This window comes from Psychrobacter sp. R86515 (assembly GCF_042466315.1).
In the GTDB taxonomy this organism is placed as follows: domain Bacteria; phylum Pseudomonadota; class Gammaproteobacteria; order Pseudomonadales; family Moraxellaceae; genus Psychrobacter.
This window is the reverse complement of the sequence record NZ_JAXHCC010000001.1, coordinates 1433265-1448223: the sequence shown is the minus strand read 5'-3', so window position 1 is coordinate 1448223 and position 14959 is coordinate 1433265. Positions and strand designations below refer to the sequence as shown.

Sequence of the window (14959 nt, the reverse complement as noted above, 5' to 3'; positions counted from 1 at the left end):
CTAATAATGATAAATAACAAATATCCAGTACCACATTTTTAATATTTTTAAGTTTTCTTAGTATTCATACGGCAGTCATACGCTCTATATATTGTATATCTGCGCATCACTCCATCAGCATGATATCAAAAGAAGTTGTCCTAATGATGGCGTTATATACGGCTTTTTACAATTGACCGTTACCAAAACACAACCGCATAGTGTCAACGATAACGCGTTTTTATCATGATAGGTATAGAGCAAAAATCTAGCAGTCTAGCGCAATCAGACAAAATGTTATGAAAGTACAAACAATTATTTATATATAATCTAAATCTTGCTAATGTATCAGCCAAATAAAATACGAATATATCTACCGTCTATAAAGAAATTTCTAGTAATTAGTACAAAAATATGGCAAATTGCAGTTACGTAGCCGTACGGTTTGAATACATTTGGTAGTGGACTTATAGTTTGATTAGTATTAGCGAGTTGTTAATTTCTTAATAAAAACATCAATTAACTGTCAAATTATCGCTAAATACTATCAATTCGCCATACCAGTCATGTATTTATTCAAGACAGCTCATAGTAAGTTGAATGCCATCATGGTGATGGATATTTAATTATATAACCGCCTGTTTTATCCGCCGGTCAACTTATGACTCATCTGATGTATAACATGATGATAGAAGACCGCAGTAGTTGAGGTTGTAGAATAATAGTAAACGCAGCTGATATTTATATTGTCAGTGATAAGCGCTATGCAAATAGTCCGTATTACTGACGAGATACGCGGGTAAATACAGACAACTACAGTCCATTCTTGGTGGCCAAGCAAATGAGACTTAGACAACAAATAAGTCGATGCAGAGACTTTAACTGCTTAACTTAAATAAGTAAGTTAACCAGTTAGTTTACTCCTAGCAAACAGTGCCACCTTGAGACAGTACTAGGAACATAAATATGGAAGGTTTAGTTAACTTAGTAAATGGAATTATCTGGAGCCCAGCGCTGATTTATCTCTGCTTGGGTGCCGGTCTGTTCTATTCCATTATGACGCGCTTTGTACAAGTACGTCTATTCGGTGAGATGATCAAACTCCTATTCACTGGTAAATCTAGTGCACAGGGTATCTCATCATTTCAGGCACTTGCCGTCTCACTCGCCGGTCGTGTGGGTATGGGTAACATCGCTGGGGTAGCTGCTGCTATCGGCTTCGGTGGCCCAGGTGCCGTATTCTGGATGTGGATCGTAGCCTTCCTAGGTGCATCTACAGCCTATGTCGAATCTACTCTTGCTCAGATTTATAAAGAAAAAGATGTGGTAACTGGCGAGTATCGCGGTGGCCCAGCTTATTACTTTGAACGTGCCCTTGGTCAAAAGTGGTACGGCATCCTCTTCGCAATCGCTTCTATTTTATCATGCGGTATGTTCTTACCTGGTGTACAGGCGAACGGTGTTATCAGTGCATTTGCACAGGTAATGGGCGAAGGTACGATCATGAACGTTGCAGGCCTAGAAGTTGGCTCTATGCGTTTGGTCGGCTTGGCTATCATCTTAGTGGTGCTAGGTATCATCATCTTTGGTGGTATTAAGCGTATTGCAACCTTTACTGAGTTTGCAGTACCTTTCATGGCATTAGGTTATATTGCCCTAGCGCTCATCATCATGTTCAGCAACTTCAGCTTGATTCCAGATGTATTTGGTATGATTGTTGGTGATGCATTCACTGCACAAGCAGGTTTTGGTGCTGCTATCGGTTGGGGTGTGAAACGTGGTATCTACTCTAACGAAGCTGGTCAGGGTACAGGTCCTCACGCTGCTGCTGCTGCTGAAGTTGAGCATCCATCACAGCAGGGTCTAGTTCAGGCATTCTCAGTATATGTTGATACATTACTAGTATGTTCTGCTACTGCATTCATGATCTTATCTACTGGTATGTACAACATTCAAGGTACGCTACCAGATGGTCAGTTCATCGTACAGAACGTTGCTGCTACTACTGAAATCAATGCTCCTGCGTTCACGCAAATGGCAATGGAATCTGTATACGGTACGTTTGGTAATGCCTTTATCGCAATCGCTGTATTCTTCTTTGCCTTTACAACGATTCTGGCTTACTACTACATCGCTGAAGTAAACGTCGCTTACTTAACACGTTTCCTTGGTCGTAGTGCGAACAGAACTGGTTTATTCCTAGTGAAAGTGCTTATCATGGCGATGGTTGCTTATGGTGGTCTAAACTCAGCTGGTTATATCTGGGCAATCGGTGATATCGGTGTTGGTCTTATGGCTTGGCTTAACATTGTTGGTATTCTTGTCATCTTCATCGTGGCTCGTCCAACACTTACTATGCTTAAAGACTATGAAGCTCAGCGTAAAGCTGGCGTAACTCGCTATAGTTTTGATCCTGCTAAATTCGGTATCAAAAACGCGCCGTATTGGGAAGAGCGTCATCTAGCACAGCAGAGAAGCATGAACGCTGATCCATTACGTAAAGATAAAGTGTAAATCGATTTAATAGGATTGCTCCTTAGTCTTATTGAATAAAAAAAAGCCCGAGACCATGTTCTCGGGCTTTTTTGTTTGGATGTTTTTCTACACCGCTACAGAATGGCTTACCGAAAAAACATTGAAGCCCACGTTCATACGAGCTGATTTAATACCTTAAAATTACCTTTCTAACTTTTAAAATTAACTTGTATTTGGCACAACATATAACTGTCATTTTGCATTTTTCCTGCCTTTGTATAGAGCTTACTTTGGCATTTTATATTTCCATACTGATCGGGTAGCCGTACCAGTATAGGTAAACCACAACTCCCCTATTTTTAATTTATAGACATAAAAAAGCCTAGCACGATGGCCAGGCTTTCTTTAAATAACTTGTAGATTCAAGACCTACAAACTAAGAAATAGCTTATTCAGGCATTAATACTGCATCGATAGTATGAACCACACCATTGGTTGCCATGATATCTGTACCAGTGATATTTGCTGTGTTACCAGTAGCATCAGTAATTACATTGTCTTCACTGATAGTGATAGTTTTACCATTCGCCGTTTCAATCTCAGTACCGTATGGGATATCAGCCGCTTTAACTTCCATTGCTAGTACATGGTAAGGAAGGACAGTTTTTAGCAAATCTGTATTGGCCAATAACTCTTCTTTAGTTACGCCTAGTTTTTCTAGTACTGGCGCAAAAGCATCATCAGTTGGAGCAAATACAGTATGCTTAGTTTCTTCCATTAGCATAGTATCAAGACCAGCAGCCTGTAGCGCAGCGGTTAAGATAGTTAGGTTTTCATTCTCTGCTGCGATTTCAGCGATAGTTTGAGTCGCTTCCATATCCATTTCGGCCATTGGCTCTGCTTCAACAGCTTCTGTCTCAGCAACTGGCTCAACTGCCATCTCTTCAGTCGCTTCTGGTTCAGTTGGCTCTGCAACAGTCTCAGTGTCGTTACACGCTGCTAGTGACATAGCTGCGGTTACAACTGCGATAGATAACAAGTTCTTCTTTAACATAGGTAATTCCTTTTTGGATAAATAATTGATTAAGGGATTTATTTAAATTAATAACTTTCGATAAATATAATGGCGACCAATGATTGATAAATGTATCAATTACTTAGTCATACTATTTGGTCCGTTATATTGATAGTTCTCAGTCTAACTGTTTAATTTTCAAATGGTATTTACTTAAGTAGCAACACTGTATCAATCACGTATATAGCATTGTTTGCTTGTATATCAGTTATTGCGATGTTTGAGACAAAATGCTGTTGATTAACTACTTTTAGATGTCTGTTTTAAAATTTAAACCTAAACAGAAACTTATATAGATAAAGCTCTAAAGTCTAAAACAGCCATTGTCTGATAATGAAATCATCACAAACAATGGCTGCTTAGTCTTACAATAAATACAGTGAGTATGCCTCAGTTAATACTTATTTAGGCAACAATACTCTATCAATTACATGGACGACACCATTGTTGGCAGCGATATCAGTCTTCACGATATTCGTTGTGCGACCATTCTCATCCATCAATTTGCCTTCTTTGGTTACCATCAACGTATCTTTGCTAGCGGTCATTACGTTACCAGGCTTCACATCTTTGGCATACATAGCCATATCACCAGCGACTACGTGATAACCCAATACTTTGGTCAATAATGGTTTATTGGCAAATAACTGTGCTTTAGTCATACCTGTTTCTTGCAATGCTTGCATAAAGGCGGCATTGGTCGGTGCAAATACCGTATAGTGGGCGTTAGGATCAGACAACATATCTACTAGACCTGCTGCTTGTACCGCTTCTACCAATACTGAAAAATCAGGATTGCTTTGCGCAATTTGTACAACATTCATCTTAGCCATACTCTGACTGTGCATTGGTGCTTTCATATCGCCCGTCTTTGCTGGCATCATATTATTACAAGCACTTAGACCTGCGATTGAGATAGCCAATGTACCGATGGTGGCAATTTTAGTAAGTTTCATAACATTTTCCTTAATGATTTGAATTTTTTTAACGTTGGTATTGTTTCAACTATGATATTACTGTCTTACAGATCATCCTGCCTGATAATGCCATTTGCTCACCATACTGTACTGCTAACAATGATACTCTTAGTGCCAGTTACTGCTAATAAATGAGCCTACATTTATAAGTAGGACTTACTAAGACCTTGTATTTCTGAAATTAAATTAACATGTAAATAATCTTTATCAACCTGCCTTTGCGCAATTTTTTGTGGTATGGGTGTAAATTCTGTCTGACTTCTGAGCATTCCCGTTGGCTTTCATTTGCAAAAGAAAAGCTTTATGTAACCCCTTAGCGAAATGATATTCATTTGTGCGTATCTACTTTATGAAATAGACTCTAATACCTTGCTTTGTTACTTAGCTCTCCTCTTATTTATCTATTGCCAAAGAGGAATATGCAGTATCCCTATATAGCAAACTTTTCATGCTAAAATAATGCAAATTTGCGGTCCTCTTCGTGAGACTCTGCACGCTACTGATTTGTTATTCCTTCTTTTTTTAATAATTACGATATAAGCAGCACACCTATGATTCCAACGACGACCTCACCAACCGATTCTCATACCGATACCGCCTCTAGTTCCTCATCCGCTAATGATTTTATATTAACGCCGCCTGCTGTGTTTCCGTTTAAGGAGCAGCAGCTAACCGCTCGTGCCCGTATTACTGAGCAGATGGCATCACGCATTTTGATGTTAGACGGTGCGATGGGTACGCAGATTCAGACTTATAAACTAGAAGAAGCGGATTATCGTGGTGAGCGTTTTGCTGATATCGACCAAGATGTACGCGGCAACAACGACTTGCTGGTACTGACTCAGCCGCACATGATTAAAGACATTCATCACGATCATCTGCTAGCGGGCGCTGATATCATCGAGACCAATACCTTTAACGGTACGCGTCTGTCGATGGCTGACTATGACATGCAGTATCTAGTGCCAGAACTAAATAGAACAGCGGCCAAGATTGCTCGAGAAGCAGCGGATGAATTTACCGCAAAAACGCCTGAGAAACCGCGCTTCGTTGCAGGCGTCGTGGGTCCGACTTCGCGTACGTGTTCGCTATCACCTGATGTCAATGATCCTGCGTTTCGTAATATTACCTTTGATGAGTTGGTACTCAACTACCGTGAAGCGACCTTATGCCTGATAGAAGGCGGCGTCGATATCATCTTGATTGAGACAATATTTGATACGCTAAATGCCAAAGCGGCGATATTTGCGATCACTGGTGTGTTTGACGATATTGGCTTTGAGTTGCCAATTATGATTTCGGGTACGATTACCGACGCGTCAGGTCGTACGCTATCTGGTCAAACGGCGGAAGCTTTCTATAACTCGATTCGCCATGCCAAGCCTCTATCTGTTGGCTTTAACTGTGCGCTAGGTGCTGATGCGCTGCGTCCACATATTCAGACATTGTCAAACATCGCTGATACTTACGTCTCTGCGCATCCAAACGCTGGTCTGCCCAATGAGTTTGGTGAGTATGATGAAACCGCTGAAGGAACAGCTGCTCTACTCGAAGGTTTTGCCAAAGCAGGTATCCTAAATATCGTGGGCGGCTGCTGTGGTACAACGCCTGAGCATATCCGTCAAATTGCTAAAGTCGTGGCGAACTATCCGCCGCGTGTTATCCCTGAGATAGCGCCTGCCTGCCGACTATCAGGTCTAGAGCCATTTACCATCAACTCTGATAGCTTGTTTGTCAATGTCGGTGAGCGTACCAACGTTACAGGCTCCAAAAAGTTCTTACGTTTGATCAAAACAGAAGCCTATACCGAAGCACTCGATGTCGCGCGTGATCAGGTCGAGGGCGGCGCGCAAATCGTCGATATCAATATGGACGAAGGCATGCTTGACTCCAAGCAGGCGATGATTCACTTCGTCAATTTGGTTTCAGGTGAGCCAGATATCAGCCGTGTACCACTGATGATTGACTCGTCTAAATGGGACATTATCGAAGAAGGTCTTAAACGTACGCAGGGCAAATCTGTCGTCAACTCTATTTCTCTAAAAGAAGGTCATGCTGAGTTCGTTGAACGTGCCAAATTATGCATGCGTTATGGTGCTGCGATTATCGTTATGGCATTCGATGAAGACGGACAGGCTGACACTTACGAGCGTAAGATTGAGATATCTAAGCGCAGCTATGATGTACTAGTCAACGAAGTGGGCTTCCCGTCAGAAGACATTATCTTTGACCCAAATATCTTTGCCGTTGCCACGGGTATCACCGAGCATAATAACTACGGCGCTGACTTTATCAATGCCACACGTTGGATTACGGAAAATCTACCGAACGCGATGGTTTCGGGCGGCGTATCCAACGTGTCGTTTAGTTTCCGTGGTAACCCAATCCGTGAAGCGATCAACTCCGTATTCTTATACCACGCAATCAAAAACGGCCTGACCATGGGTATTGTCAACCCAGCCATGCTTGAGCTGTACGATGATATTCCAAAGGAAGCTCGTGATGCCATCGAAGACGTCATGCTCAACCGCAATCAAGGTGAAACTGGTCAAGATGCGACTGAGCGCCTGATGACCGTCGCTGAAAACTACCAGGATGGCGGTAAGAAAAAAGACAGTACCGTCGATATGAGCTGGCGCGAAGGTACGGTAGAAGAACGCATTGCCCACGCACTGGTCAAAGGCGTGACCACCTTTATCGAAGCGGATACCAAAGAAGCATGGGAGAAGTATCCTAAACCACTAGAAGTCATCGAAGGGCCGCTCATGGACGGTATGAATATCGTCGGTGACCTATTCGGTGCAGGTAAGATGTTCCTACCGCAAGTCGTAAAATCTGCCCGCGTGATGAAGCAGTCTGTTGCGTGGCTAAACCCATATATCGAAGCGGAAAAAGTCGAAGGCGAAGTCAAAGGTAAAATCCTAATGGCAACCGTCAAAGGCGACGTGCATGATATCGGTAAAAATATCGTCGGCGTGGTGCTTGGCTGTAACGGCTATGATATCGTCGATTTGGGCGTCATGGTGCCATGTGAAAAAATCCTCGATACTGCTATCGCAGAAAAAGTCGATATCATCGGTCTGTCTGGTTTGATTACCCCGAGCCTCGATGAGATGGTCTATGTCGCCAAGCAGATGCAAGAGCGCGGCATGACACTACCACTGATGATCGGCGGTGCAACGACGTCGAAAGCGCATACTGCTGTCAAGGTCGAGCCACAATATCAAAACGACGGCGTCATCTATGTATCGGACGCTTCGCGCTCAGTCGGCGTGGTGACCAAATTGCTATCAAAAGAGCATCGTCAAGCACTCATCGATGAGACACGTGAAGAATACGTCAAAGTGCGTGAGCGTCTGGCTAAGCGTCAACCAAAAGCTGCCAAAGTTACCTATGCTGAATCGGTCAAGATTGGCTTTCAGTATGATTGGGAAACCTATGTGCCACCAGTGCCAAATAAACTAGGACAAGTGATATTGGATGACTATCCAATCGCGAATCTGCTGCCTTATATTGACTGGACACCGTTCTTTATCTCTTGGGGTCTGACCGGTAAATACCCGAAAATATTGCAAGATGAGGTGGTTGGTGAAGCAGCTCGTGATCTGTTTGAAAATGCCGAAGATCTGCTACAAAAGATGATCGATGAAAAATCAATCGTAGCTAAAGGAGTGTTTAAACTCATGCCCGCGCGCCGTACTGGTGCGGATACTGTCACTGTCTATGACAATGTGCCTGCTGATGGCGGCAAACCGACCTATCAGTTTGAACACTTACGTCAGCAAAGCGACAAGGCAAGCGGCAAGCCAAACTTTAGCTTGGCAGACTTTATCTCACCATCAGAGACGCATACCGATCACTTGGGCGGCTTTACCGTCTCAATCGTCGGTACAGAAGCACTGGCTGAGCAATATAAAGCAGCAGGTGATGACTATAATGCCATCATGGTACAGGCGCTGTCTGACCGTTTAGCCGAAGCATTCGCCGAACATCTACACGAGCTCATCCGTAAAGAGTATTGGGGCTATCAGCCGACTGAGTCACTCACCAATGATGAGATGATTAAAGAAAAATACGTCGGCATCCGCCCTGCACCTGGCTACCCTGCTTGCCCTGAGCATACGGAAAAAGGCAAATTGTTTGATTGGCTCGGTACGGTAGATGCTATCGGTACGACCTTGACCGAAAGCTATGCGATGTGGCCTGCGTCATCGGTCAGCGGATTCTATTACTCGCATCCTGATAGTGAATACTTCAATGTCGGTAAAATCAGCCGTGATCAGTTAGAGAGCTATGCTGAGCGTAAAGGCTGGGATATGAAGACTGCTGAGAAGTGGTTAAATCCGAACTTGTAGTGGATTGGCTAATGCAATTATAAAAACCTAATAGTTCTTTTCTGGCTTACTCATTTAATATGGGTAAGCCATTTTTTATGGCATTCTATTTTGCCCACCATCAGCAAACTTATCGCTACGTTCATAGCAAAATACTTTCATCATTTGCTAACAATAACCATGCTAGATTATTGTCTACTTTATTATTTTGAGATAGGCTATGAATCAGATTGCATTACTTTCTAGTTGGATTGGCAAAACCTTTGCAATTTGGGCATTGGTCAGTGCTGTTTTGGGATTTATTTTTCCTGAATTTTTTGCATCATTGGCTTTTTTAATCGTCCCAATACTTGGCATCATTATGTTTGGGATGGGCATGACGCTCAAAACGGAAGATTTTCTGGAAATTGTCAAACGACCAAAGCCTGTATTGATTGGGCTATTGGCACAGTTCACGCTAATGCCTCTTATCGCTTACTTATTGACAGTAATTTTCAACCTCGATCCTTTAATAGCTGTCGGTGTTATCTTGGTTGGTTGTTGCCCGGGTGGTACTTCTAGTAATGTGATTACGTTCTTAGCCAAAGGTGATGTGGCATTGAGTGTGGCGATTACCTCTATTTCTACCCTACTGGCACCTTTTTTGACCCCGATTCTATTAAATGTGTTTGCCGGTCAGCTGATCGATATCGACCTAGCCAGTATGATGATGACCATTACTAAAATTGTCATCTTACCTATCTTACTCGGTGTTATCTTTCATAAATTTTTGGGTAAAAAGATCGAGTTCGTTACCGAGGTATTACCGATGGTGTCGGTATTGGGTATCTCCATTATTATAGCGGCAGTGGTTGCCGTGTCTAAAGCGACCATCTTAGATAGTGGTGCTATCGTATTTATCGTGGTTGCCTTACACAATATGACGGGTTATACCTTGGGATATGTAATCGCTCGCTTGTCTGGCTTTACGGAGAAACAACGCCGCGCGATTATGATAGAAGTGGGCATGCAAAACTCTGGTCTAGGCGCTGCCCTTGCGGCAACTTATTTCAACCCTGTCGCTGCCTTACCTAGTGCAATATTTAGTGTGTGGCATAACTTTAGCGGTGCGTTGGTTGCGAATATTTTTGCTAAGAGAGATGGTAGGTAGGGGTTTTATTGGTTACTTAAATAGGAATAATTCAGAATCAATGGAAACAATTATGGCTAGTTAAAAGTTTATATTAAAAATAAAGGTTGAAAAGCATTTGAATTTTTAAAGCTAGTTTTCATTTAAGTAGTTTAAAGAAATACTTGATACCATATGTTACTTAGGTAGCTAATATAGACGACGAAGGGATAGCTAAGTTTTAACCTATTCCTATTGTCCTAATAATTTTTAAACATTAGTCTACTATACTATACCTATTAATATAACCATAACTAGAATTTGTATAATGCTTCTACAGGAACTTATCATGTTTTAAACAATGCTACTTTAGAAAAAACAATAACCTTTACATAACCTCTTATTAAAGTTATTCATATTGAATATAGGAGACAATAAATTTACCTTACTATTGGAAAAGTATTGACAGTATCTACTTCACCTTGTTTTATTTTTTTAAACAACCCTTCTTCCAACAACTTAATCTCATTAACTACATCAATCATTGATAAAAAATGACCCTTACAAAAAATGAAGACCGAATGTATCAATAGCTTCCTAGTATTACTTAGAATAAATTTATCATTCATAGAATCATATATTAATTTCGCAATTCTCTTTTCAGCTTTTACCTGACTACCTATATTCAAAACCGCACAGAAAACACTATTTATCAGGCAAATCAAAGCTGCTCTCGTTTCAATTTTGTATTGCAATCTAATTACTAAAGACGATAAATACAATCTATCTAACGTTAAGATTAGGATATTCTTTAAAAAATTAAAGTTATATTCAGAATCTTGTAATTTAGGCTTTCTTATAATATTAGATATTAAATAATAGTTATCATCGCCTCCTTCAAGAAGGAGCTTATTAACATCGTCGAATAATACGTTGAAAGGCAACCCATAAAATGCATAACAAGCTAAACCATTCTTTTTATCTTCCAATTCCATTGTTTTCGTTAACGATGAAACCAAATCACTTGAATTAAGAAGCTTTACACCTAACCCAGTGACGTATTGAGCAAGTAACATATCTAAAGCTAAGATCGGTTTATCATGAGCAGCTGCTATTTCCAAGCTTGAAGATAAAGATATATCCATATAGTCTTGATTGGTAACCCTAACTAAACCTAATGGTAGATCCATATCTAATATTGATAAAACTTTTGTACAAGTTAGCAATTTTTTGACGTTTATTCTCAAAGTTGAAGTCATACTATATATATCATGATTACTGACAATATTAAAATCACTCTCATTTATCTGACTAATCCCACCTTCTTTATCTTTATTATCTTCAATACTGCTCAGCCAAAACCTAATTAATTTCTTAGTTTCTTCACTGATTAATAACTGATAATTTTTCTCAATCAAAGGTTTAAATAAACCTGTCAAAACTAGATAAATAAAAGAGTGAACATCTACTATAAACTCTTTACTAGCCACTCCATGATCAAAAGTGGACAATTGACCTGCCGTATACTCATTTTGCATTAAAGAAAGTGCAGAACGAACCATCTCCTTATTAAATAAGAAGTGAGCTTTTAAGAAGTAAGGTATCTCTTGATCCTTAATTATTTCCTCATTTTTATTAAGCTTAATAATATTAAATATACGAGTTTTTAACTTTTCAATATCGTTAATGTCAGCTGGAATGGAACGAAAAGGATCACTGCCATCATTAATACTTTGGCGGATCTCTAAACTAATTTGAAAGGCTAATGCAAGAGGTGGGTATTCTTCAAGCAAAGTCAATTCACCAAAGTGATTTGAAATCGTATTATCAGTTTCGAGAGAGAGGAGACTTCTAGCTAGCTCTGTATCTTTTGAAAGAACATATTCTGTATTAACACTTACATCATCACTATCAATTATAAGCTTCTCATAGACTTTATCATAATTTCTATACCTAATAGCTTTGACGACATTCTTAACTGTTTGAGAAGGTACAAAATTAATACCTTTAGGGATAGTACCTAAGTAGAATTGCGTCAACAATATACTTGAATTTTCTGTACTTTTAATAAAAAACTCACAAAGAATTTCTTCAACTTGAGACGTACGACCAACCTTACTCATTGCATCCAAGATATGGATAATTTCAAGACAAGGCTTCTGAAAAAAATCGTCTGGCAATAAGCCAAACAAATGATAATTATGATCTATCAAATCATTTGTAATTAAGTGGCAATGAAAGTGCCAATACTCTATAGTATAAGGCGCTTGTATAATAGCTTGCTTGATGAGCTTTAAACTTTTATCTATTTTTTCTTTATTGAAAGCGATTAGTGCTTTCATATAGTAAAAAGATGAGTTCCAACTGTTACTATCAACCTGATTTAGTAAAAAATTAAATGACTTATACTGTTTAGCATTAAATAAAGATTGAGCATAAATAGTAACTATTGGTGAACACCAAAGATTATCATAACCCTCATACACTATCCTGCTGAGTAATTTATTGATTGACGAGAATAAACCTTTTTGAAAAAAATCCTGACAAGTTATTAATATAAATTCAAGAGTTATATTCTTTATATTCTCAATTCGCTGAATATCTATCAATATCTCATTTTCATCAAACTGTCCACTCTGAACTAGAAGACGGATCTTACTTAATACTGATACAGCATTACTCTGACCTTCAACACGAATACTTCGAATATCTATATCATCAAAATTACCATAATGTATAAGGTAATTAGCCTCATCATTTGTCCATACTGACTTAGCTTTTATTTCAAATATTACTTTGTTTACAAAATTTTTATCCTCAGACTCTCTGTACCTATATATCCAAAGATCTTGTTCAGTACAACTAACTTCATCAGACTGAAAAGCTAGCTTTAACCACAATTCATAACCAATCAGTTTGATCTTATCTGCATACCCAATACACGCTTGTAATAAAATCTTATTAAAATCTATATAATTAAATAAAGGTAAAAATATATTGATAACATATCTAACATCATATTTCTTAAGTTTTATAGCTTGTTCGCATTCAACTATTAAACCATATAGCCAATTTTTCTGATTAACTGTTAGTAAATAATACTGATTTTCAGAAAACTTGAGTATAAATAGCCTTCTTTTTAGCCAAAAAACTACAAAACTCTTATCTAAAGAATCTTGTCCTGTTTCAATCTCTTTGATTAATAATTCACATTGCTCTTCATTAGCTGATAGCCCACAACCCATTGCTACCATCAACTTTTCACATGTAGGTAGTTTGAAAAGTTTTCTAATAACTTTATCAATACCTTCTTCATCAATCAAGTTGCTTATATAGATACTATTTATATAATAATTTGAGGTGTCAGAGTCCTTGTACACATTCAAAGCATCTTCTTTTCTATCTGATTGAATTAAGTGATGAATGAAGGTGGCAGCAGCAATACATTTATTATCTATACTTGCATTTGTTGATGACATCACACACTTTAAGAAATCAATATTTTCATCTGTGATATTAAGTGCTGCAAAGCTATCAAGTAATATTTTGATTATCTTTATTCTATTATCTATATTAGCATCTTTTCCTTGAATTGAAGCTAGCACACCTATACTCTTGCTTGCTTCATTCGCCTTTAAAAGAATAATATCGTTAAAAATTGAACGTAATATAATATCTAAGTTATCAACATTGACACCTAAATTGAATATTTTCTGATCTCCTCCTACATTAACACCATGGACATTACTTTGAGTTAATGTGGTAGTTTCACGATCTATATCAGTAGAATTTTTTGCCATAATAGTCCTTTACCTATTTATTTTGTCTCTACCAATATTATCGCCATAAACATTATGCTGGCTAATATTCTGATTATTCGCTGGTGGGATTGCACTAATCAATTTAACTAATGACTCTGACGACTCGATTTTTCGCTCTATCGACTTTTCACTCATTTCATCATTTAGTTCTAACTCTGCTACCTTGTCAGCAATTCTATTAATAATATCTTCATCCTGAATAATATTTTGCTTAACAACGTACGAAATGAATTTATCTTTAGAAAAAGTTACTGACTTCTTTAGAAACTCATAGCAGGTATTCGATAAAACATTTATTGTCATAGTACTTAACATAAGTATTCCTTTTTAACATAATTATTTTCTATTGAATTAGGTCTTATTGCCGACTTTTCAAGTAATTGTAGTGTATATATGCAAGGAAATCTAAAAGTATTAACTATGAGTGCATATAATGTTAGCTAAAACTTAGGGTATGTCCTCAATTCAATCGATAGTTATCTAAATGGGTTAAAAATGGCTAAATCTTGCCAAATGGCGTCAAATAGCTGACTAATATCTCGATATTATCTGCGCTATTTTCCTTGTTTGACGGCAATTTATCTCATTTTTATCACCATTTTTAAAATGAGGACACGCCCTAGTATAATTTATCTTTATTTTTCCGACACCGCTCAGAACAATAAATCACCTGCTCCCAGTCTTTCTCCCACTTCTTACGCCACGTAAACGGGCGCTGGCAGACGGGGCAGGTTTTTTGCGGTAAATTTACTTTTTTGTGTGCCATCATCTGCCCCCTTGTGCCGTATATCTAATATCTATGGTTAATATTTACTGCCTACTTATCTTCTTTTTGATGATCTAGCCCTTCATACTTTTTCACCCGTCGGCATTGGTCTGAGCAATAGACCATGCTCTCCCAGTTTTTATTCAGCTTCTTAGTCCAGCTAAACTCACGCTCGCAGACAGGGCAAAGTTTTTTGCGGACGTTCTTCTTTTTGTGCGCCATAATTTTCTCATTGGTTTGATATAGTCGATTCACTACCATCGGATACGGTGTCAGTCTTGCTTAACCTACTGTTTGTAGCACTTTTACTCGCTGTCATTGTATCCAAAGTAGCTGTTGCCGACTATATTACCACTGTCTCTTAATCATAAGCCCTATTTATAGTGCTATTCATAAGTGATGTTCATAAGTGCAAGTCATCAGC

General features: G+C 38.8%; 9 protein-coding genes. 3 read left to right on the top strand and 6 right to left on the bottom strand.

Annotated features, from left to right (window positions below; all coding sequences use genetic code 11):
- Nucleotides 1-945 precede the first annotated feature (945 nt).
- Nucleotides 946-2493 (top strand): alanine/glycine:cation symporter family protein, encoded by a 1548-nt coding sequence (locus SJY28_RS06050; RefSeq protein ID WP_379543815.1) that lies wholly within the window; start codon nt 946-948, stop codon nt 2491-2493.
- 409 nt (nt 2494-2902) lie between these two features.
- Here the strand turns inward: SJY28_RS06050 and SJY28_RS06045 are convergent, their stop codons facing one another.
- Together SJY28_RS06045 and SJY28_RS06040 are read right to left on the bottom strand one after the other, a co-directional pair.
- Entirely contained in the window at nt 2903-3508 is a 606-nt protein-coding gene (locus tag SJY28_RS06045) for a fasciclin domain-containing protein (protein WP_057758535.1), read from the bottom strand.
- Between the two features lie 422 nt (nt 3509-3930).
- Nucleotides 3931-4485, bottom strand: coding sequence for a fasciclin domain-containing protein (locus SJY28_RS06040; protein ID WP_057758533.1), 555 nt, complete (start codon nt 4483-4485; stop codon nt 3931-3933).
- Nucleotides 4486-5057: 572 nt separating this feature from the next.
- Here SJY28_RS06040 and metH point away from each other — a divergent pair.
- Nucleotides 5058-8861 (top strand): methionine synthase, encoded by a 3804-nt coding sequence (gene metH, locus SJY28_RS06035; RefSeq protein WP_379543814.1) that lies wholly within the window; start codon nt 5058-5060, stop codon nt 8859-8861.
- 199 nt (nt 8862-9060) lie between these two features.
- A complete protein-coding gene (locus SJY28_RS06030) occupies nt 9061-9990 on the top strand; it encodes a bile acid:sodium symporter family protein (RefSeq protein WP_379543813.1) in 930 nt (309 codons plus the stop codon).
- A 398-nt stretch (nt 9991-10388) separates the two neighbouring features.
- Here SJY28_RS06030 and SJY28_RS06025 read toward each other — a convergent pair whose 3' ends face one another.
- The 4 genes from SJY28_RS06025 to SJY28_RS06010 all read right to left on the bottom strand — a co-directional run bounded on the left by SJY28_RS06025 (nt 10389) and on the right by SJY28_RS06010 (nt 14757).
- Entirely contained in the window at nt 10389-13748 is a 3360-nt protein-coding gene (locus SJY28_RS06025; protein WP_379543812.1) for a hypothetical protein, read from the bottom strand.
- Between the two features lie 9 nt (nt 13749-13757).
- Entirely contained in the window at nt 13758-14084 is a 327-nt protein-coding gene (locus tag SJY28_RS06020) for a hypothetical protein (protein WP_379543811.1), read from the bottom strand.
- Between the two features lie 304 nt (nt 14085-14388).
- The gene (locus SJY28_RS06015; protein ID WP_379544938.1) at nt 14389-14535 is read right to left on the bottom strand and encodes a DUF2256 domain-containing protein; all 147 of its coding nucleotides are present in this window, start codon (nt 14533-14535) and stop codon (nt 14389-14391) included.
- Nucleotides 14536-14586: 51 nt separating this feature from the next.
- Nucleotides 14587-14757: a DUF2256 domain-containing protein gene (locus SJY28_RS06010; RefSeq protein ID WP_379543810.1), complete on the bottom strand. Its 171-nt coding sequence runs from the start codon at nt 14755-14757 to the stop codon at nt 14587-14589.
- Nucleotides 14758-14959: the final 202 nt, after the last annotated feature.

Coding starts and splice junctions, on each gene's coding strand:
- SJY28_RS06050 (WP_379543815.1), top strand. CDS start 946: ATGGAAGGTTTAGTTAACTTAGTAAATGGAATTATCTGGAGCCCAGCG.
- SJY28_RS06045 (WP_057758535.1), bottom strand. CDS start 3,508: ATGTTAAAGAAGAACTTGTTATCTATCGCAGTTGTAACCGCAGCTATG.
- SJY28_RS06040 (WP_057758533.1), bottom strand. CDS start 4,485: ATGAAACTTACTAAAATTGCCACCATCGGTACATTGGCTATCTCAATC.
- metH (WP_379543814.1), top strand. CDS start 5,058: ATGATTCCAACGACGACCTCACCAACCGATTCTCATACCGATACCGCC.
- SJY28_RS06030 (WP_379543813.1), top strand. CDS start 9,061: ATGAATCAGATTGCATTACTTTCTAGTTGGATTGGCAAAACCTTTGCA.
- SJY28_RS06025 (WP_379543812.1), bottom strand. CDS start 13,748: ATGGCAAAAAATTCTACTGATATAGATCGTGAAACTACCACATTAACT.
- SJY28_RS06020 (WP_379543811.1), bottom strand. CDS start 14,084: ATGTTAAGTACTATGACAATAAATGTTTTATCGAATACCTGCTATGAG.
- SJY28_RS06015 (WP_379544938.1), bottom strand. CDS start 14,535: ATGGCACACAAAAAAGTAAATTTACCGCAAAAAACCTGCCCCGTCTGC.
- SJY28_RS06010 (WP_379543810.1), bottom strand. CDS start 14,757: ATGGCGCACAAAAAGAAGAACGTCCGCAAAAAACTTTGCCCTGTCTGC.